The sequence below is a fragment of the Candidatus Thermoplasmatota archaeon genome, assembly GCA_038884455.1.
Classification (GTDB): Archaea; Thermoplasmatota; E2; order DHVEG-1; family DHVEG-1; genus JAWABU01.
Map to the genome: position 1 here is coordinate 1 of JAWABU010000008.1, position 20,712 is coordinate 20,712.

At 38.8% G+C, this 20,712-nt stretch carries 19 protein-coding genes; 10 read left to right on the forward strand and 9 right to left on the reverse strand.

The window, feature by feature from the left end; genetic code table 11:
• Positions 1–174 precede the first annotated feature (174 nt).
• On the forward strand, positions 175–2,421 hold the full coding sequence (locus tag QXL17_02360; GenBank protein MEM4257978.1) for a C25 family cysteine peptidase: 2,247 nt from the start codon (positions 175–177) through the stop codon (positions 2,419–2,421).
• A 16-nt stretch (positions 2,422–2,437) separates the two neighbouring features.
• Here QXL17_02360 and glyS read toward each other — a convergent pair whose 3' ends face one another.
• Genes glyS through QXL17_02375 form a run of 3 tightly spaced genes read right to left on the reverse strand, consistent with a single transcriptional unit; the run spans position 2,438 to position 6,028 of the window.
• Positions 2,438–4,096, reverse strand: a complete 1,659-nt coding sequence (gene glyS / locus QXL17_02365; GenBank protein ID MEM4257979.1) for a glycine--tRNA ligase — start codon at positions 4,094–4,096, stop codon at positions 2,438–2,440.
• A 43-nt stretch (positions 4,097–4,139) separates the two neighbouring features.
• Entirely contained in the window at positions 4,140–4,997 is an 858-nt protein-coding gene (locus QXL17_02370; GenBank protein MEM4257980.1) for a CBS domain-containing protein, read from the reverse strand.
• 2 nt (positions 4,998–4,999) lie between these two features.
• On the reverse strand, positions 5,000–6,028 hold the full coding sequence (locus tag QXL17_02375; GenBank protein MEM4257981.1) for an amidohydrolase family protein: 1,029 nt from the start codon (positions 6,026–6,028) through the stop codon (positions 5,000–5,002).
• Between the two features lie 189 nt (positions 6,029–6,217).
• Between QXL17_02375 and QXL17_02380 the strand changes: the two genes are divergently transcribed.
• From QXL17_02380 to QXL17_02410, 7 genes are all read left to right on the forward strand, one after another.
• On the forward strand, positions 6,218–7,276 hold the full coding sequence (locus QXL17_02380) for a bifunctional phosphoglucose/phosphomannose isomerase (GenBank protein ID MEM4257982.1): 1,059 nt from the start codon (positions 6,218–6,220) through the stop codon (positions 7,274–7,276).
• Between the two features lie 151 nt (positions 7,277–7,427).
• Positions 7,428–8,609 (forward strand): Ig-like domain-containing protein, encoded by a 1,182-nt coding sequence (locus tag QXL17_02385; protein ID MEM4257983.1) that lies wholly within the window; start codon positions 7,428–7,430, stop codon positions 8,607–8,609.
• Between the two features lie 97 nt (positions 8,610–8,706).
• Positions 8,707–9,717 (forward strand): TRM11 family methyltransferase, encoded by a 1,011-nt coding sequence (locus QXL17_02390; GenBank protein ID MEM4257984.1) that lies wholly within the window; start codon positions 8,707–8,709, stop codon positions 9,715–9,717.
• A gap of 44 nt (positions 9,718–9,761) precedes the next feature.
• Positions 9,762–10,682, forward strand: coding sequence for a ribonuclease Z (rnz, locus tag QXL17_02395; protein ID MEM4257985.1), 921 nt, complete (start codon positions 9,762–9,764; stop codon positions 10,680–10,682).
• An 81-nt stretch (positions 10,683–10,763) separates the two neighbouring features.
• Complete coding sequence (locus QXL17_02400) at positions 10,764–11,225, forward strand: dCMP deaminase family protein (GenBank protein ID MEM4257986.1); 462 nt, start codon at positions 10,764–10,766, stop codon at positions 11,223–11,225.
• Positions 11,226–11,310: 85 nt separating this feature from the next.
• Positions 11,311–11,703 (forward strand): ArsR family transcriptional regulator, encoded by a 393-nt coding sequence (locus QXL17_02405; GenBank protein MEM4257987.1) that lies wholly within the window; start codon positions 11,311–11,313, stop codon positions 11,701–11,703.
• Between the two features lie 101 nt (positions 11,704–11,804).
• Positions 11,805–12,893: a Xaa-Pro peptidase family protein gene (locus QXL17_02410; protein ID MEM4257988.1), complete on the forward strand. Its 1,089-nt coding sequence runs from the start codon at positions 11,805–11,807 to the stop codon at positions 12,891–12,893.
• 7 nt (positions 12,894–12,900) lie between these two features.
• Here the strand turns inward: QXL17_02410 and QXL17_02415 are convergent, their stop codons facing one another.
• From QXL17_02415 to QXL17_02430, 4 genes are all read right to left on the reverse strand, one after another.
• Positions 12,901–13,143: a hypothetical protein gene (locus tag QXL17_02415; GenBank protein ID MEM4257989.1), complete on the reverse strand. Its 243-nt coding sequence runs from the start codon at positions 13,141–13,143 to the stop codon at positions 12,901–12,903.
• A 24-nt stretch (positions 13,144–13,167) separates the two neighbouring features.
• Positions 13,168–13,839: a flagellin gene (locus QXL17_02420; GenBank protein MEM4257990.1), complete on the reverse strand. Its 672-nt coding sequence runs from the start codon at positions 13,837–13,839 to the stop codon at positions 13,168–13,170.
• 201 nt (positions 13,840–14,040) lie between these two features.
• On the reverse strand, positions 14,041–15,324 hold the full coding sequence (locus tag QXL17_02425; protein ID MEM4257991.1) for a radical SAM protein: 1,284 nt from the start codon (positions 15,322–15,324) through the stop codon (positions 14,041–14,043).
• Between the two features lie 112 nt (positions 15,325–15,436).
• Entirely contained in the window at positions 15,437–15,685 is a 249-nt protein-coding gene (locus QXL17_02430) for a hypothetical protein (GenBank protein MEM4257992.1), read from the reverse strand.
• Positions 15,686–15,904: 219 nt separating this feature from the next.
• Between QXL17_02430 and QXL17_02435 the strand changes: the two genes are divergently transcribed.
• Positions 15,905–17,383 (forward strand): Ig-like domain-containing protein, encoded by a 1,479-nt coding sequence (locus QXL17_02435; protein MEM4257993.1) that lies wholly within the window; start codon positions 15,905–15,907, stop codon positions 17,381–17,383.
• Between the two features lie 26 nt (positions 17,384–17,409).
• Here the strand turns inward: QXL17_02435 and QXL17_02440 are convergent, their stop codons facing one another.
• Together QXL17_02440 and QXL17_02445 are read right to left on the reverse strand one after the other, a co-directional pair.
• Positions 17,410–18,717, reverse strand: a complete 1,308-nt coding sequence (locus QXL17_02440) for a radical SAM protein (GenBank protein MEM4257994.1) — start codon at positions 18,715–18,717, stop codon at positions 17,410–17,412.
• Positions 18,718–18,777: 60 nt separating this feature from the next.
• Positions 18,778–19,107, reverse strand: a complete 330-nt coding sequence (locus tag QXL17_02445; protein ID MEM4257995.1) for a pyrimidine dimer DNA glycosylase/endonuclease V — start codon at positions 19,105–19,107, stop codon at positions 18,778–18,780.
• A gap of 108 nt (positions 19,108–19,215) precedes the next feature.
• Here QXL17_02445 and QXL17_02450 point away from each other — a divergent pair, with 108 nt between their 5' ends.
• Entirely contained in the window at positions 19,216–20,598 is a 1,383-nt protein-coding gene (locus QXL17_02450) for a hypothetical protein (protein MEM4257996.1), read from the forward strand.
• Positions 20,599–20,712 lie beyond the last annotated feature (114 nt).

The following is a 20,712-nucleotide window of genomic DNA, read 5'->3' on the forward strand; positions in this document are numbered from 1 at the left end:
ATCGGCGGTGAAATTGCGGTTCACATGGTTCGCAACTGTTGGATTAATCCTTTTCTTTGCGCGTCCCATCCAATGAAAAAATGAATGTTTCTTCCTTAATTATCTATTTCGGGATGAAGCCCTGAACGGAGAAAAGTATTTAAAAAGAGAAAAGAAAGTATATTATGGGGAAATATGAACATCTTTCATCAAAAGAGAGGATGGATACCTGCTATCATCTTCATAAGTATCATTTCTGCAACTGGGGTGCCTTTCATCCAAGCACAACCATCAACAATGAATCAAACGACGATCAACCTTTCATATATCTTTGAACAACCCATCATCCATCAAACCATGATGAATAATGACATCTTAACACAGGTTATTTTTCCAGATACCATCACCGCGGGAAACCCTGGAGAACCAGATCTTCCTGTATATCCTATTCGCATCGTAGTACCCTATCAATCCCAGGTACAACAGATTACAGTTACACCACGACAGCACCAAGAACTTGGAATCTATGATATTCCTCCGGTACCACAACCAATGCCAATGCTTTCCCCTGGAGAAAAAACCGATACCTTGTATGCTCAAAAAAACCATCAAATCTATGCAACAAATGCAGTGTTCCCTGGAATCTTCTATCAGTATGTCGGAGAATATATGTTATGTGGATACCGCATCCTTTTTCTCAATCTATATCCGGTTCAGTATAATCCAGTCACTAAACAGACGATGTTTTATCAAACCATGGACGTAACCATAGCAACAACATCATCACCGCTCTCCACCCCTATCCTCTATCGAGATGGAAAAGACATCGATCGAATACAAAACACTATCGACAATCCATCAACACTTGCAACCTATCCAAAAATCTCAGCAGAAACCAGTGACGAGTATGATCTTTTAATCCTCACAACTGATGAATTTAAAGATGCATTCATCCCTCTCCAAGAAGTACACAACAACCATGGAACACGAACTATCATCAAAACACTCACCGATGTTGGGGGAACATCACCCGAGATGATCCGAGAATATATAACGTCTTGCTATACCCAATATCACATCTCCTATGTGCTTATCGGAGGAGACCATGACATCATACCGATAAAAAAACTCTGGGCACAAGTCAACAATGGTGCTACCACTGACCATCTCCCCTCAGACATATACTACGCCTGCCTTGACGGACAATTTAATTTTGATGGCGATGACAAATGGGGTGAGCCAACTGATGGTGATAACGGCAGAGATATCGACCTTCTTGCTGAAGTCTATGTTGGACGTGCAAGCGTTGGAACCATCACTGAAGCTCAAAACTTTGTTACAAAAACAATTACCTATATGAATGACGATCAAAACAACCCGGATTTAAGAAAAATCGCTCTCCTCGGAGAACAACTCGACAGTTCTACCTACGGTGACACAGCTATGGAAAACCTCGCCACTTCTGCAATACCAAAGGATCTCTACATTCTTCAGAAACTCTATGACCAAGATCATATCTGGAGCAAAGAAGAATTACTCGAATTCATTAACAGCAACGTCCACATGATCAACCATCTTGGACATTCATACATCTATAACAATCTTAAATTATCTACTACCGACGTTGACAGTTTAACGAACGAACAACTCTTTTTTGTCTACACTCAAGGATGCTATCCCGGAGCTCTTGATCTAGGCGACTGCATAGCAGAACACTTCACCGTCAAAACACAACATGCTGCAGTTGCTGGAGTTTGGAACTCACGCTACGGCTGGTACACACCAGGACAAGTCATCAATGGCCCATCACATAAATACCACCAGTCATTTGTCAAAGGTCTGCTTCAACAGAATAAAACAGCCTTTGGGGAAGCAAACCACTACTCAAAGGAATACCTTGTAAATTATATCAACCATAATGCGATGCGATGGTGTTACTACGAAACGAATCTATTTGGAGACCCGGCAGTACGTTTTCATATCCCTGCAAAAGTTCAAGCAGATCTTGAAGCAACTGGAAGCATCACCTGGACTAACGTGAAACCAAATCAACTAGTAACTAACAGTTTTACCCTCAGAAACAGTGGTGATCTAGGAACACAACTTTCTTGGAGAATTAGCGAATATCCAAGTTGGGGAACCTGGACATTCTCCCCCTCCAATGGACAAGGACTCAAACCAGAAGACGGAGAGCAAACAATCCGAGTTTCAGTTATCGCGCCAAACGAAAAAAACAAAGCATTCACCGGGGCGTTAAAAGTTATCAACACACAAAATACCAGTGATTACTCAATAATTACTATAACACTTTCAACACCACTCACAGTATCATCAACCAATCCCCTCATCCAACGGATCATCAATCGCCTCATTTACCGATTCCCACTCATCGAGCAGGTTCTTGGCAGAATACCTGCTCTACAGCCATATCTCAACAAATAAAAAATATCTAATTTTTTCACTGAGAACAACCAATTTTACTATTCAGAAACGCAACAAGGTTCTCAATCGCCACCCGTTCTTGTTTTGTCGTATCACGATCACGGACAGTCACCGTATTATGAGAAAGACTCTCATGATCGATCGTCACACATAACGGCGTACCTATTTCATCCATCCGAGCATATCGACGGCCGATCGTCCCAGCTTCATCATAAAACGTGCTGATGCCCTGCTGTCGTAATGAACATTCAACTTGCTGTGCAAGCATAACCAGCGTCTCATCCGTCGTCAACGGAAAAACACCAACCTTAATCGGAGCGATATGAGGCCGCAACTGCAAAATCCGATAGTCCTCATCGTTTTTTGTAACTTCACGATAGCTATGCTCAAGAACAAAATACACAATACGATCAATACCATACGACGGTTCAATAACATGCGGAATAAACTTTTCACCAACAACACGCTCTTGAACCTCAACAACATCAAAACAATGATCAGGGATATCGATCTTTTTTCCATCAAGAACAATCTGAACTTTTTTTGAAGTCTCAACATCCAAAGCTTCTAAAGCTTGTTTCACCGCAGCTGCTTTATCCTTAAATAGAGGACCAAGAACATTCATTTTTGGAACAATTTTTTTCACCAGGCGTTCTTGCGGTTGATCAAACTTGCGTACTGCATACATATCAACCGATGACGCGACAATATGCGCATTCAAATCATATGCAGATCGATCTGCGATACCAACACATTCAACCCATCCAAAACGCTCACTAAAAAGCTCTGCATCCCAACACTCAGTTGCATAATGCGCAAGCTCATCAGCAGCATGTTTCCGAAACCGAAAACGGTTGATATCAACACCAACATCTACGAGAAACTCCTGCGTCAGATACATATAATATGCCAAGGATTGATTATGAATGATCTTTTTTTGAACAGCATCCTGCAATGAAAGCATATATTCTTTTTCATTATCAAAAAGTTTAATTTTTTTCTCTTTCACCAAGTCAAACCTCGGATGTTTTTTGCAGAGCGGATCAAAAAATATCTCCGCTTCAGCCATTGAAAACTCCCGCTGCCGTAAGGTTCCTTGCCGAGGGGAAATCTCATTTCGATACCCCCGACCAACCTGCACAACACCAAACGGTAGTTTTTCACGATGATACCGATACAGCAGATGAAAATTCGTAAAAATACCTTGCGCAGTCTCAGGCCGCAAAAAGGCTTTTCTACTATCACCAACACCAATCGACGTTGAAAACATCAAATTAACTGGATGAGGATCTGTAAGTTTTTTCTTACATCCCGGGCAGATAAGCATATTTTTTTTCACAGCATCCTCAACGCGACAACCATCCTGGAGGATATCAGCAACTTTATACGATCGTTTACACGTCGGACAATCAACAGTTAAATCAGTAAATTCGTCAACATGACCAGATGCTTGTAAAACTTCAAATAAGGTAATCGTTGGCGTACTAATCTCAACACAACCATCAACGAAAAGATAGTATTTTCGCCAGAGATTTTCAATATTATTTTTTAACTGAGAACCAAGTGGACCATAATCATAAAAACCTGCAACGCCACCATAAATTTCAAAGGAGGGATATATGTACCCCCTCCGTTTTGCAAGCGTCAGAATCTTATCATATATATCTTGCGGCATTTTCGGGGATACTCTCCTCTACAGAATTGATTTTAGCAAAGCTTTATTTCTTTTTACATGCTTTAAACATACACGCCATTAAATCAATATCAGTAACCATCCCAAGTAAACGATTCTCAGAACTCACCACCGGCACATGGCTGATATTGTTCTTATACATCTTTCGAGCAATCTCTGAGATCGGATCGTTTTTATACGCCTTGATAACATTTTTCACCATAACTTCCTTCACGGGAACTGGCGGCAAATCAACTTGTGTTGTCGAATAATGTAATCGAATTGTATCGCGGATGCCTTCCCAAGTCCATTCATCTTCATCACCACCCATCCCCATATTCGTCTGCGAAACACTTTCTTTGATATGGCTTAGTTTGAATAAATCACCTTCACTGACAATACCAGCAAGCTCCCGATCATCATTCAGAATCGGCAATGCAGTTTCATTTGTAATATTAATAATCTCCATAATAATCGTTATTGGAGTCTCCTGGTACACAGGAACAAGATTCTTGGTGAAATAATGATCAACAATGTCATCATATTCATTTGGTAAGGCTCTTAAAATATCCATTGGACTGATAATTCCAACAAGATTTTTTCGTTTATCTACTACAGGAAGGCCATGAATCTTCTTGTCTAAAAATATACGGGCTGCATCTTGCAATTCTTGATCTTTATTAATCGTGATGGGATCGGTTGACATGATCAACGCAAGCTGCTCCTCATCCGGATTTCGAAAAATATCATTTCGTGTTACAACCCCTACAACTTTTTTTGTATCCTTTTTCAACACGGGCATCCCTGAAACATTATGTTTGGCAAGTATCTTCAAAGCATCTTTTATAGTTCCAGGAACATATCCAACAATTAATTCCTTTGACATCGCATCTTCGATTTTCATAATCAACCTCTCTTCTCTCGTAATACTCGATAGATTGGACGCATCGTGTCTCTATCTAAAATGATAAAGTTTCCGAGTGAATTGGGAGCATGAATATCATCCTCTAAATTTAAAGCTTTCCTTGGAGTATACGTCGCCATAGCAAGTAACTCATGTAACGAAAAATCTGTGTTTGTTTGGTATAGAAAACGAATTTCGTCAAGAACATCTGGGTTTGCTATCATCGCATTATCGGTTCCAAGCATCACCAACACTTTTGTTTTCTTAAGCAGCGACCAATCACGTTTTATTCCAAAAAAATCATTTGATCTTGGACAAATCACAACAGGAATATTCTCCTGTTGGACCCTCACTAAATCAGATTCAGTAGCATGCGCCATATGCACTAAAAAGTGTGGATGAAGATCAAGGATCTGATCAATGTTTTCCCGTTGAACTTCACTTGCATGTAGTGCAAAAATTTTGTTTTTTCTGCGAACCAAACCTGCGATTTTTTGAACTTCTGCATATTCCCAATCAAGAATACCTGACAGGCCAATTCCATCTGAATTTTGTAAAAGTTTGATGAGCTCCTGTTCATCATAGACCATACGACGAGGGCGCGATAAAATCAACGAACAAACAGAAAAATCTGACATTGCTTTTTTTAACAAGGTAACTCCATGAAGACCCTGTTCACGAAAATCACAAAACAAAGTTGTACCACAGGCATCCATCATAGCAATAGAAGATATCATACCCTGGAGTATCTCCTGATCAGAGGCGGCATGTAATAAACGATGTTTTAACCCTGTGGGTGGGCGAACAAGCTCTTGAACAGTTCGAGGTAGATCCATTTTCTTATCGCGAATAAACGCATCACCGATATGGGTATGCGCATTGATAAGCGTAGGAAGAATGATTTTATCCAGAGTTGGTTTCTTCGAATACAACTTTGAACTGAAATGAATATCAACATGGCGATCATCAAATGAAATACATCCTGATCTGAAACCCTCAAGAGTCAGAATTTCACCGGATATCTGCTGCATATACCACGCCTATTGAAAGATGAAACGCACCATCTCTTCTTATATGCTTGGAAGCTACCAAAAACAGAGAAAAAGTACTGAGAATATTATAGAAATATATTAAAACAGGGCATGTAATCTCGGTTAGTCCTGAGAATGAAGTGAGGTAAAATTCTTCATTTTCTAAAAAAAAGAATGTGAGTTGAAAGGATGTTAGATGATCAAGCAATACTATCTACCATTGACAAAGCACATATGCTCGATAGTTTAATCCAATTCCCACATCAAATACAACAAGCATTAGAACTAACACATGCTACACAACTACCAAGTTTTCTTAAAATCGATAATATCCTTATATCAGGTATGGGTGCTTCAGCGATCTCAGGTGATATCGCTCAAAGTTTGTTATACGATAAACTCGATGTACCGTTATATGTGAATCGAAGTTATGACCTCCCACGATGGGTGAACAAAGATACCCTTGCGCTCTTCCTTAGTTATTCGGGAAACACAGAAGAAACACTCAGTTCGTTTAAATTAGCATATCAAAAAAAAGCAAAAATTATCTGTATCACATCAGGAGGAAAATTGAAAGAATTCTGTGATACCTATACAATACCGTACATCCAAATACCCACAGGTTTTCAACCTCGAGCAGCAACAGCATTTTTACTTTTTCCCCTCCTAAAAATACTGCAACAGAATAATCTTATTAAATACAACATCAACAACGATATTGAAGAAACAGTCACTGTTACAAAACAACTTGGAGAACAGAACCATAAAGAAATACCGCTTGCTACGAACAGTGCAAAACAACTTGCAACTCAGATTCTTAACACAATCCCGCAAATATATGGATGGGAAATCTATGCTCCTATCGCAATTCGATGGAGACATCAATTTAATGAAAATAGTAAAATCATTGCTCGCGCCGACATTATTCCTGAATGTAATCATAATGATATCGTAGGTTGGTCTGGCAACAGCGAAATGGCAAAACAATTTTCATGCATCATCTTTCGAGATAAAGATGAAGAATCAATTCAAATGACAAAAAGACTCGACTTTATGAAAGAATTATTCCAGGACACTGTCGCAAACTATATCGATGTTAAACCAAAAGGCAAAAGTAGACTAGCAAAAATGATGTACCTTATGAATCTTGGAGATCTGACGAGTTGTTACCTAGCAATTCTCCGTAAGGTAGATCCAAGCCCAGTCGATATTATTTTAGAGTTAAAAAAACGACTTGCACAGAAATAAATCCCCCCGCCCATTCATCCGTTCTCACTTTCACTTTTTCGTTGAAAGAATAGATATTTTGGCATTTTGTCACACAATATTTAAATATTATTGTTTATAGAGTATAACATATAGGTGTGAGGAGACACACTCCATAAAAAAATGATGTCCTATGCAGCATAAAACATACACCAACAATATCACGATCCATCAACTATTCATCATTATCTGTCTATTATTACTGAGTAGTTGTACCTTCACCAGTGCCGCTCAAAACACCCGCACCTTTCTAATAAATATCTACCATCATCAAAATGGTATAAAAATAACCGACGGCTACCTCTACGAAAATGAATACTACGACCTCGAAGTTCTCGATGCACAAACAAAAACTATTCTCTACAACGTTATCGTAACTACCCCCTGGAATACCACTATCACAACACAGGCTATACCAAATGTTTGCATCCGAGCACCAAATTACGAAATCTACCCGCAATTCATCATCACAATATCAAAAGAAAACTATCAATCACTCGAAACAACAATCTTCGTTCTTAAAGGAACCTTAACAATAGTAACCACTCAAGAAAGCGTCAAAGAATACGAACAATTCCAAGTAACAATTCATGATCAAAATAATCAAAAAATTCAAGGAGCAACGGTAACTATCAACTCACCAAATGCTGCACCAGCAACCACAAACGCTCAAGGAAAAGCACTTCTTATAGCACCAGAAACAGACACAACGAAACAATTTTTAATCACAGCCTTTAAAGAAGGATATAAACCTGGTTCAAACCAGATACAAATCGAAGCAAGTTCGACCGCACTTCTTCCATTAGACTCAGATAAAATCTACATCATCTGTGCGCTCATAATACTTTTTTGTGCGGTGATTTTTGTAAAGATACGACAACGAAGATCAACAACTGAACTATCCCAGACCCAAACAATAAATCAAAACTACGATCCACAGATCCATGCCCGCCAGCAAAAACTAAACAAAAATCATTCCTACAAACAACCACGAACACCAGATACACAAAACCATGAAAAAATACACGTCCATGAAAAAGGAGCAAAAATCGAAGAGATACGAATCCAAAGTGCAGATCAGAAAAAAGAAACAAAAATAATAACTGCAGCGAATAACAAACCTGCAGAACAAGACAGAAAAAAAGACGCAAACGAATGGTTTACCGGAACAGAGTATATGCGATACAAACTCGATGAAATGACCGGAAAAATAGACACACAGACAACGGGAAAATGGTTTGAAGGTGTTGACAGCATCAAACTCAAAGTTGATGAAAAATTAAAACAAAATTACAAAAAGAAAGAGATCAAGTGATCACCACCACACAGAAAGCAAAGCACCTCCTTATTCTTTTTATAATCCTTGCTGCTATCATCTTTGATTTTAATGACACCTACAGTAGTCGATGTCTATGAAACTACTCTGCGAACTATCAAAAGAACATAGCACCCTGCCTAAAGCAGAAATTAAAGCAGGTCTCGCCGCCGAAGAAATCCAAGTACAAACCATTGAAGAACACAACAATCTCAGTATTTTTGATATTTCAACACCAGCAAAAAACCTCCAGCACCTATTCACAAGACTCGCACTAACATTTCATTTCTACGACCTCTTGTTCTCATGCGAACCTGATTTAAATATACTCCAACAACAACTCAAACAAATAAAACAACTACCCCCCGGAACAATAGCTATAAGCAAAAAAAATCTTACAGCACAATACGATACAAAACCTATTCTCCACTACCTACAAACACACTTCACAAAAAACAGAACAGTGAATCTAACCAACCCAACTCATCACCTCAATCTTTTTTTTACGAATGAACAGATCTACGTCGGTAGATTGCTCCATACAAATAATCGAAAACAATACGAACAACGAAAAGTCCAATATAGACCATTCTTCTCACCAATTTCGCTTCACCCAAAATGGGCACGAACCCTTGTCAATCTTTCACAAATAAAAAGAAATCAAACGCTTCTTGATCCTTTTTGTGGAACCGGAGGAATACTCCTCGAAGCAGGATTGCTCGGAATAAACATCATTGGAAGCGACATTGAAGAAAAGATGATCATCGGATGCAAACAAAGTTTGAACCATTATTCCATACAAAATTTCATGGTTTTTCAAGCTGACATCAGCGAACTACCGAAAAAACTCATTAAACCTGTTGATGCAGTTGTGACAGACTTCCCCTACGGACGATCTACAACAACAAAAAAAGAAGACATTCAAGCATTATACCATCGCGCATACAGAACTATCGCTGAGATTTTGAAAAAAAACGGCAGAGCAGTCATCGGACTTTCCGATACAAAAACAATACCACAAGCACAACACGATTTAGAGTTGATCGAGATTCATGAATTCCGTGTTCATAAAAGCCTGACACGGTATTTCTGCGTATTCCAAAAATAACCATACTACTTTTTATATGGTTAGACACTATCAACACAGCATCTATGACACAGCTTAAAATCGTCTTTCTCGGAACCGGGGGAAGCTGGCCGACAACCAAAAGAAACGTCACCTCAATAGCAGTAAAACGAGGTAGCGAAATCATCCTGTTTGACTGTGGTGAAGGAACCCAACGGCAATTCCAAAAATCAATGTTAAGCTACATGCAAATAACCAGCATCTTTATCAGTCATTTTCATGGGGATCATTTTCTTGGATTGCCAGGTCTTTTACAAACAATGCAACTCAACGACCGAGAAAAACCAATACATATCTACGGACCCGCAGGCATACAAAAACTCACCGATCAACTCCTCTCACTGGGATACTTCAAACCAGCATATTCAATTATCAGCCATGAAATCAAAAATCATGATACGATACATTTCGATGGATACGCAATTCACGCTCTCAAAGTTAATCATAACATCCCAGCATATGCCTATTGTCTTGAAGAAGACAAACGGCCAGGAAAATTCAACAAAAAGAAAGCATTATCACTCGGAATTCCAGAAGGGCCTCTGTTTAACAAACTCCAAAAAGGTATGACGATCACCTTATCCAACGGTAAAAAAATAACACCGAATATGGTGCTAGGTCCTGCTCGAAAAGGACGAAAAATCGTCTATTCCGGTGACACAAAACCATATGATGAATTAATCCCTTTTTCAAAAAATGCTGACGTCCTCATCCATGAAGCAACCTTCGACTCAAAACTTGCCAACATCGCTGATGAATACGGCCACACAACATCAGTTCAAGCAGCAAAAATTGCAGTACAAGCACAAGTCGAAAAACTATTTCTCATCCATATCAGCCCTCGATACCTTGATACGAATATTCTCAAAGATGAAGCAAAAAAAATTTTCCAAAAAACATATATTCCCAACGATCTTGACGCTCTAGAAATTTTCCTGAAAAAATAAGGAATACAAAAAAGAGTGAAGAAATCATAATTGTATTAAATAGAACACACGATTCAGAGAAGAGTATACGGTGTGATTTTCATGGGAAAAATACCGGAAAATAATCGACCATCATACGATGAATATTTCATGGAAATGGCACATGTTGTTTCAAAAAGAAGCACCTGTTTACGACGAAAAGTCGGAGCACTTCTAGTCAAAGATAAACATATTCTCAGCACGGGATATAATGGCGCACCGAAAGGTTTACAACATTGTTCCGAGGTAGGATGTCTTCGAGAAAAAATGAACATTCCTTCAGGGGAGCGACATGAGCTCTGTCGAGGATTACATGCCGAACAAAACGCAATCATCCAAGCAGCAGTTTTTGGTATTTCTATAAAGGACGCAATATTATATTGCACCAATACCCCTTGTGTTGTCTGCATTAAAATGCTTATTAATGCGGGTGTAACAGAAATCATCTACGCAGGAGATTATCCTGATCAACTGGCAAAAGAAATCGCCTCAGAAAGTAATCTTAAAATAAAAAGATTTAAATAATTGATTTCTATATAAAAAAAAGCTTTATGAAAAAATTGGAAAAATATAAATACTTAAGAATTGATTTCCTTACTGAGGAGAAAGTATGAAACGGAAAAAGTCATTTGTGTTAGATGATAAAGACTATAAAGCAGTTCAACTCTTCACCGAGCTCGGGATGCCGAAAAATCTTGCTAAAACATTACTTTTTATCTCACAAGTCGATGAATGCAGATCAGCAGATGTCGAACAAGGCGCTGACCTCAGACAACCAGAAGTAAGCGTTGCCATGCAAGAACTCCGAAGACGAGGCTGGGCAAAAAAACGAGATGTGAAAAAGAAAGGAAAAGGGCGTCCAGTACATCTCTATAAATTAACCGCAGATCTTCCAACTATATTAAAAAGCTTTGAAAAAGAAAAAATGAAGGAAGTCGAAAGCATCAAAGAAGATCTTAACCAACTCCACTCACTGATCCAAAATATTGAAAAAAACCCATAACAAAAACAATTCCAAAATACTAAGATACACCATTCCCATTCTTTTTTCTTTGTTCTTTATTTAACAAGTATATATTTCAAAAAATATTGGTGGATAAAAACGTGGTTGGGAGAATACAACGCATTATTAACAATAGCCCTCCAAACATTCAGGCTATTCTCATTAAAAATGGAAACAATACTAATACCGATGAAAACTTTTTCTACATCACCGGTCTACATCAAGGATTATTTGAAGGATCGTATGTAATTCTTCATTCAGACAGAACCATTGATCTCATCACATCTGAACTTGAAGCAGAAAGCGCAAAAAAAACAAAAGCACATATCCACATTGCAAAAAAAAAAGACGATACAGAACAACTTCTCAAACAGATTTGTTCACAGGATAAAATCATTGGTTTAAATTATCAAAAGATATCCTATGCGGATTTTTGCATCCTTCAGAGACTATTCCCTGAAACACAGTTTCCTGACATTTCTGAACCTCTAAAAAAAACACGCCTCATCAAAGATTACGATGAAATCGAAACCATTCATCATGCATGCAAGATTGCTGATGCAGTTATGGAACAAATACCAAGCTTTATCCATCCTGGTATCAGTGAAACTGAGCTTGCAGCTGAAATTGATTATCATCTCCAAAAAGCTGGCGCAGAAAAACCAGCATTTACAACAATATCCTCATTTGGACAAAATACCGCTGAACCGCACTATTCCCACGGAGAAAAACGAGTACAACAAGGAGATTTTATCATCTGTGATTTTGGTGCACGTTACCATCAATACAACTCAGATATCACCCGCACCTTCGTCTTTGGAAAAGCAACAGAATACCAGAAAAAAATGTACAACACCGTTTTCTCTGCGCATCAGTTAGCACTTGAAATCATCAAACCAGGAGTCCCAGCACACACGATTCATACCAACGTACTATCACATATCAATCAAACTGAATTTAATGATCGCTTTATTCATGCAACAGGACATAGCCTAGGTCTTGCAGTCCATGATGGACCTGGTTTTACCCAAGAGAACACAGAACTACTCCAGGAAAATATGATACTCACTATTGAACCTGGCATCTATCTCCCAAACACAGGAGGAGTTCGACTTGAAGATGACATCCTGATCACTCAAAAAGGCAGTGAACTCCTAACAAAAACTCCGCGAAAATTAATAGAGATCTAAAAAAAATTTAATTTTCATGATCACGTTTATAGGTCCAATTAATCTCCATATTAATTTTTTTATACAATTGCGCGCCTTTCTCAAGTGTTTTTTTTTCAGATAAGATTTCGATGGCATTATCTGCAAGTAGCCGCATCGCTTCACGAATATTTTTTTGATTTGATTTTAAGATGTTTAATCCTAGTGAAAAAAGTTCTTCAACAATCTGCTCTATATCTTCTCCCTCGATACAAATATTTATCTTAACCATTGAAAAAACCCTCTCATCTCTTTTTTAACATAAATCAATAACAGAGTTGGTATATGCTCCTGGTGTGGTAAACGAAATTACTCCTGGAGATCCTTCCTCAGGGATAACTTTACCAAAGATATTCGTATTTGGCATAATGCCATTGAATAATTTTGACACGTTAATGGTAAGAATGATATGATCACCTATACTCATGGCTGGATTATTGGCAGTACATGACCCATCACCATCCTGAATAACAATAAGGCCAAAAGTAGTACCATTATTTATTGGATAAAACGACCGGGTAAACATCTGGCCATTGATATCAAGATTTTTGGTAAAAACACTTTTATTATATCGAAGAAGTCCTTTCACTGATGAATTTGAGAGTTCAAGAACGACATCTGCAAGATTAATGGGTCGTGAACCAGCTCGAGCTCGGATATCAATAGCAAGTAATTGGATAATTCCTGACTTATTATAACCTGCAACAGATTCAACTGAGATGCCAGTTGACGTTTCTGAGATAGTAGCCTGACCCGAAAACATTGCCTGATTCTCTAATTTCGAACTTGTTTGAATGAGAACAGAAGCAGCAATACCTGCCACAAGGATCATCGCAATGAACACAATCATCGCGCCGATACCAACATCGCCGATTGTATGATGTTTAAGAGGTAGTAATAAGGTTCTATTGGCAACATCCCATCTCATGTATCCCATCCTCAGTATGCATGTGAATATGCATTTATATATACTTGAAATAGAATAATTGATTTATTAGGTTTATCTGCAGGTGCACACGCAGGTAGATATGTAGGTAGATATGCAGTTGCCGACACACATGGGTATCCAGAAATGTATGCATTTATCTTGAGAAAAATATTTTTTTCATGTAGATAGAAAAATATGTACTCAGCGGAGTTTTTCATGCAGATAAAATGACCGTACACCCATATTGCGCCCAAGTTTTAAACCAAAACGAAAGATACTCCCATGGGTATGTTGCATACTCCGTCGTATGATCTGTGGAAACGAATAATATTGGAGAGCGATCTTTTTAATTCCTGCTAACAACTCCTGTTCTGATAAATTCACAAGTCGATAATTTACGTTTCCTTCAGTGTACTTGGACCAGTCACGACAGACAATCCGCCCCTCTTTATCATATCGATCAAAAAGCCGTGTCCCGGGATATGGAGTGACAATACTAAAGGATACTTCATCAAGACCCCAAGTATAGATTGCTTGCAATGTTTGTTCAAAGGTTTCAATCGTATCAAAATCAAAACCAAACATAAAAAAACCGGTCACCATCATCCCATGATCATGGATCTTAGTAATTGCTTTTGCATAATTTTCAACCTTATTCGTCCCCTTCCCTGCAGCATCAATATTCTGCTGAGAAATCGACTCAATCCCTACATACCAGTTGATAAAACCAGCATCAGCAGCAAGCTTTAAAAATTCATCATCTCGACTAAGCACATTGATATTGCCAAATCCTTCAGCGTATTTATTCAACTGAGTCATTGCTTTGAATAATGATTTTGAATAAGAAGGATTGATCGTTAACGACGCATCAGTAAAAAATATGAATTTTGTCTTCATTGATTGCATTTCGTTGATAAGATGATCAACCGGTCTGCCACGAAAACGAGGTCCTTCAACAATCTGCATCGCGCAAAACTCACAGCCTGTAGGACATCCGCGAGACGCTTGGATCGGTTCACTGAACGGATGATACGAACCAATATCATGTCGAGCAGGTGGAATCTCTTCGGGTTCGACAAAACGAGGAGGACGATACCATGGCTGTAGCTGATTTTTTTCGATATCCTCAAGAACTTTCGGCCAGGTTAGCTCTGCTTCTCCTATCACCACTGCATCAGCATGCTGTTTTGCCTCTTCGGGTAACAACGATGCATGATACCCACCAAAAATAACCGTTGAACCTTGCTGTTTAAACAAAGCAGCAAGTTCATATCCTCGAGGTGCATTATAGGTCAATGTTGAAATACCAACAACATCAAACTGTTTTGACAACGAAATTTTTTCAAATCGCTCATCAACAATCGTCACCTTATGAGCCCGTGGCGTAAGTGCAGCAAGCTGCTTCAAAGCCAAAGAAGGATAGGTAAAACGTGCAAAGAAGTTACGACGTGCACGAGGATGAGGCATCAAGAGTAAAATATTCATAGGACATCAACACGACAGCGATTTATTTTTGAAATCTTCAACGATTTCACTCGTCATCGCTATTTTACAAATCCTTATAAATATTCCCGTGGGCAGAGTACGAAGAAGCACATCAATGTTTCGTATCAATCTTCCGAAGAATCGATGCCTTACAACTCGGACACATACCTTGAGCGATTTCACTCATCGTTTCAAGTTTTGTTCCACAGATATAACAAAAAAATGATTCATCCTTTGATAGATCAGATATCGATTTTTTACATTTATCACAAAGGGTATTTGCTATTTCATCAATCGTAATCAGTTGTTTTCCACAGTTTCTGCAAAAAAATTTCTCGTCTTCAACAGAATTACCAGGCATGTTCCATCCCTCGTATCATATTCATCAGAGATCTCTCAGGAGAATATCTGGAGAAATCATACCAATCGTATATGAATCCAATAAAAATAGGTATCACGTATTGTTTTTTTATATTTGTTGTTAGCAGTTAAGCATAAAAGAACACCAATCAAGATTCCGAAAAATTAACTACTTTCATCAGTACATTTAAATATATAATAAAACAATATAAAATCTGCCATGAAACTACCATTTCGAGCATTTGCTATTATCCTCATTATTATTCTTATCGCTGCCTCAACATACCTCTACTTGAAAAACGATGAGGCACCACCATCAGAAGTTCAAGATACCCAAGCACCAAGAATCGAATTTATTACCGGTAACACTACAGGAACTGCAGGAAAAACCACCACGATTTCAGCACGTTTCTCTGACAACAAAGCAGTAACCAGTGCAGTTATTTACTATAAACCTGCAAGTTCATCAACCTGGAATTCCATATCAATTCTTCAGGGAACAATCGATCTACTCATTCCCGAGAACATACAAGAAAATATGTACTATTATCTCGTTATCGATGATGCAGCTGGAAATGGACCAATCGGTGCTCCCTCAACCGATGGAACTCGATACTATCTCATCATAGTTACCCCTGAAAATCAAAACGTTCCCCATACCGTTTTCATCGAAGAAGCAACCGCTACAACCTGCCGCTATTGCCCTAGCGTCGGTGCAATCATCCATGATCTCTATGAATCAGGTAAATATCGTTTTTACTATGTCAGTCTTGTCGAAGATAAAAACACACCTGCATACAACCGTCTCCACACCGAATATAATCTCTATGCAAACCCAACCGTATTTATAGATGGTGGATACAAAGTACTGCTCGGTTCAAACCATGAAAAAACAGTTTTTGAAGAGGCCATACAAAAAGCACAAAACCGTACTGTACCAAACCTTGAAATCACCATGAGTACAGAATATGATGCCACAACTACCATACTACATACTACCGTCGTCATCAAAAACAAAGAACAACAACCATACTCTGGCAGACTCCGAGTGTATCTAACTGAGATTGTCTCACGTTTCAACGACTACAATGGAAAACCGTACCACTATGCACTCCTAGATTTTCTCATCAACACCGATATTACGATTAACGCGCAGGGAAATTTTGAAATTTCAGAATCACGAAATATTTCTGATCTTGACCCCGACAATCTTATGCTCTACGCAGCAGTATTCAACGCCCAGAAACAGAATGCATATTCTGACCCCCCGAGCAATACAAAACAATTTGATGCTTTCTATGCTGATGCGGTCAACGCAACACGAGTAATCCAAGGAGGCAATCTCCCCCCTGAAGTGGGCATTAGTTTACCTGAACAAGGAAAAATCTATATTCGAGGAAAACCCCGATTAACATTTTTATATAAAAACCGATTGTTAAGAAATACAATTCTTATTGGAACACCAAAAATCAGTATCCATGCCGATGATGACTCAGCGATCAGCAAAGTAGAAATCTACCTGAACAACGAACTTGCTGGAACACTCACTGCAGAACCATATGAATGGTCACCAGAAAAAAAACTCGGTAAACAGCCATTCTTACTACCAAAAAGGTATACGATTCTTGTCAAAGCATACGATGATACCAATAAAACATCAACTGCAAGTATTACCGTCATCGCTTGGCATGCATTTTAAAACGGCAACGGCACGTTGAAGCTTTTTTATTGCCTTCTGATACGTCTGCTGTTCATCACCGCAAGTATATTTCGAGATACGACAAGTACAAAAGGATATATTCCCAACTGAAACGCATGCATGAACCGACGAATCGTATTTTTGATTGAATAAAAATCAGCGTACATCAATTGAACACCCCGGATGAGGTCATCAGCAGACATATTTTTCGGTTGAAAAACCACATTTTTCAAGGTATACAGCGCCCAATCCTTTGTAAGAATTCTTCCTTCTCGTTCAAGCTCTGCAAACAATGGTGTGCCAGGAAATGGCGTCAGAATACAGAAATCAACAACATCAATTTTCAGCTGGTAAATCTTCTGAAGTGTTTCCTGAAAAATCTGTGGAGTATCGGTATCAAAACCAACCATAAAACAACCAACAACAGCCATGTGATGCTTATGAATATTGGACACTGCTAAGCCGTACTCAGAAACCGTATTGGTTTTTTTCTTCATGACGTCCAGGGTTCTCTGATCAACTGATTCAAAACCAACTAGCCATGAGATACAACCTGCTTCTTTCGAAAGACGAACCAGGTCCTCATCCTGAGCAAGAACATCAACATTTCCATTGCAAAAAAAATGCTTTCTGAGACCTTTCATCTGTCGAAAGAGTTCTTTGGTGTACCCTGGATTGATCGTTAACGACGCATCATAGAATATAAATGTCTTCTGAGGAAGTTTCTGAATTTCACGAACTACTTCCTCAACCGGTCGAAAATAAAGTTGTGAACTTCCAGGAATACTTGCCTCAGGGCAAAACCAACATTTGTAGGGGCAACCCCGTGTTGCCTGAACCGCACCGGTGAGCACAAAACCAGGTAATTGAACCTGAGTCGGTGGAATATACAACTCGCGATCAAAATACGTTCCGTAGTAGAATGGTTGTAATCGATGTTGTTCAGCATCACTGAGTAGCTCAAGCCATACCGTCTCAGCAGGGCCAATCAGAACACTATCAGCATGTTGCTTTGCTTCGTGAGGCATCAACGATGGATGCATACCGCTCAGAACAACAGGGATACCGATGCTTCGAAAACCATCTGCAAGTTCGTAAGCATGCGGTGCTGTTGAAGTAACAAAATCGATAAGGACCAGATCATAGTGTTGGTGAAAATCAACTTCATCATAGCGTTCATTGAGAACAGTAACCGTATGTTTCTTTGGTGTTAACGCTGCAAGTTGACGAGCAGATAGCGTTGGAAGAATTGAAAACATGGTCAAAAACCATATATCAAAAAAATGATACTTTTGTTTCCCCATCCAAACTGTTTCAACAACAAGAATATTCATACAAAATCTACGAAAGCGGTTTTTACATTAAGAACATTTCGAATTCAAGAGAAAAAAGAATTATCGTTTGCATGAACATTTTTTTGATGCAAGAATTTGATACTGTTTTTCTACCGGATCAAGCACCACTGTCTGGTCCTGCTCACCAGTTGCAAGACGGTGATCCAACGGACTTTTATGCTGATATCCTCGACGCAACATTTCATTGACTAATACCTCATGGCGATGATACAACGCAGCAAGTTTTCCTTTCCAACGAAGTGTCTCAGGATGATGGGCATAGCCACGCTTGTTCTGGGTAAGAATTGACCAGAGTGCATGTAACTCTCGATGCTCACCAAGTAAATGACTCCGGCATAATTTTTCTGCAGGAATATCCCATATTCTCATAGATAACAACTAAACCATACACTCAGTGTACTGAAGGGTAGTAAAAAAGAGATACGTATTTAAGGAATTTTCGCAATCTCAACATCATAAAAAACTATCGGAGTTCCTATGTCTCGTTGGTATACCCCCTTGTTTCTTGGAAAAACACTGAAAAGCTACCTTTGTAATCTTGATAGACTCCAACGGTTCTCTGAAGAACAACTCCAAAAATACCAAGACAAATCTCTCCAGAAAATAACCAGGTTTGCATTCACTGTACCACTGTATCATGATCTATATCACCATGCTGGTGTCAAACTCCAGGATATCCGAGGAGTAGATGATCTTTCAAAACTCCCATTCATCGGGAAAGAAGAAATTCGTCAGTATTATCCAAATGGAATTATTCCAACAACAAAAAACATCCGTGACCTTATCCAAATCTCAACCTCAGGAACCACCGGCAAATCTCTAGCACTTTTTGTTGATTACTTTGATATTATTCAAGGTTTATTTGGGTATCTCCGAGTCCTCAGAGAACATGATATACACTGGCCCACAGATAAAATAACCATTATCGGTGATTTCGCAGCACACACCGCTGAAACTGGATATGTGCAAAGGGGACTTCAAACCAAGATCATACCACGATTTCTGATGAAAAACATCCAATGGCTCAATACCAATGATCCACCAAAAAAACTTATCACAGAAATTGATCGCTTCGACCCTGATTTCATTGGAGGATATGTTGGTATGCTTGGACATCTTGCACTTCTCAAAGAAGAAGGATACGGAAAACAGATTCAACCGCGTTGTATCATCTCAACTGGAGCAGTTCTCGATGAAACTTTAAAAAAATTCATCTCGACAACGTTTAACAGTCCAGTTTTTGAGGCATACGGTGCAACTGAATCAGGACCAATCGCATATCAATGCCGCCATGGTACCTATCATGTGATGTCTGATCTCGTCTATCTCGAAGTACTCAAGAATAACACACAAGCAGTACCAAACACCCCTGGTCAGGTAGTGATAACAAAACTGTATGGATCTGGAACTCCGTTCATCAGGTATACCTCAATCAATGATATTGTTTCCCTCCGACTGCAACCATGCTCCTGCGGTTTACCTGGCCCGATGCTTGAACGAATCTACGGACGAGATGACCTCTCACTGGTAACACCTGATAATAAACTTATGCTTCCTGCATCAATTTCTGAGATATTTAGCAAGATACTCTATGGATTGAAAACTCGAATTATCAAAGATGTCCAAATTATTCAACATACTCTTACATCGCTTGAAATAAACGTTGTCCTTGATCCATCAATTCCACTAGAACATCTATCAATTAAGGATATCACCTCAAGTATACAACAAGGCTTCCGTGAGAAACTTGGCGTAACCGTAGATATCCAGATCAATATTGTTGCTGAACTTGAACATGCAGGCCCTCGCATTATTTCAAAAGTCGACCGGAAAAAACGAGAAATCCAAGGATATGTCTAATTGTTGAAAAAAAAGTATGACAAAAGACATACGTATCTTTATCCATCTTTTTTTTATTCGAGCTACTCTGAAGGAGTACTGTTTCTCATACAGTACATTCTACCACTAAATCTT

What these genes read in the sequence shown, in the direction of transcription:
- QXL17_02450 (MEM4257996.1), top strand. Translation starts at nt 19,216, where the DNA reads ATGTCTCGTTGGTATACCCCCTTGTTTCTTGGAAAAACACTGAAAAGC.
- QXL17_02360 (MEM4257978.1), top strand. Translation starts at nt 175, where the DNA reads ATGAACATCTTTCATCAAAAGAGAGGATGGATACCTGCTATCATCTTC.
- QXL17_02370 (MEM4257980.1), bottom strand. Translation starts at nt 4,997, where the DNA reads ATGAAAATCGAAGATGCGATGTCAAAGGAATTAATTGTTGGATATGTT.
- glyS (MEM4257979.1), bottom strand. Translation starts at nt 4,096, where the DNA reads ATGCCGCAAGATATATATGATAAGATTCTGACGCTTGCAAAACGGAGG.
- QXL17_02420 (MEM4257990.1), bottom strand. Translation starts at nt 13,839, where the DNA reads ATGAGATGGGATGTTGCCAATAGAACCTTATTACTACCTCTTAAACAT.
- rnz (MEM4257985.1), top strand. Translation starts at nt 9,762, where the DNA reads ATGACACAGCTTAAAATCGTCTTTCTCGGAACCGGGGGAAGCTGGCCG.
- QXL17_02385 (MEM4257983.1), top strand. Translation starts at nt 7,428, where the DNA reads ATGCAGCATAAAACATACACCAACAATATCACGATCCATCAACTATTC.
- QXL17_02380 (MEM4257982.1), top strand. Translation starts at nt 6,218, where the DNA reads ATGTTAGATGATCAAGCAATACTATCTACCATTGACAAAGCACATATG.
- QXL17_02400 (MEM4257986.1), top strand. Translation starts at nt 10,764, where the DNA reads ATGGGAAAAATACCGGAAAATAATCGACCATCATACGATGAATATTTC.
- QXL17_02415 (MEM4257989.1), bottom strand. Translation starts at nt 13,143, where the DNA reads ATGGTTAAGATAAATATTTGTATCGAGGGAGAAGATATAGAGCAGATT.
- QXL17_02435 (MEM4257993.1), top strand. Translation starts at nt 15,905, where the DNA reads ATGAAACTACCATTTCGAGCATTTGCTATTATCCTCATTATTATTCTT.
- QXL17_02445 (MEM4257995.1), bottom strand. Translation starts at nt 19,107, where the DNA reads ATGAGAATATGGGATATTCCTGCAGAAAAATTATGCCGGAGTCATTTA.
- QXL17_02440 (MEM4257994.1), bottom strand. Translation starts at nt 18,717, where the DNA reads ATGAATATTCTTGTTGTTGAAACAGTTTGGATGGGGAAACAAAAGTAT.
- QXL17_02375 (MEM4257981.1), bottom strand. Translation starts at nt 6,028, where the DNA reads ATGCAGCAGATATCCGGTGAAATTCTGACTCTTGAGGGTTTCAGATCA.
- QXL17_02390 (MEM4257984.1), top strand. Translation starts at nt 8,707, where the DNA reads ATGAAACTACTCTGCGAACTATCAAAAGAACATAGCACCCTGCCTAAA.
- QXL17_02425 (MEM4257991.1), bottom strand. Translation starts at nt 15,324, where the DNA reads ATGAATATTTTACTCTTGATGCCTCATCCTCGTGCACGTCGTAACTTC.
- QXL17_02430 (MEM4257992.1), bottom strand. Translation starts at nt 15,685, where the DNA reads ATGCCTGGTAATTCTGTTGAAGACGAGAAATTTTTTTGCAGAAACTGT.
- QXL17_02405 (MEM4257987.1), top strand. Translation starts at nt 11,311, where the DNA reads ATGAAACGGAAAAAGTCATTTGTGTTAGATGATAAAGACTATAAAGCA.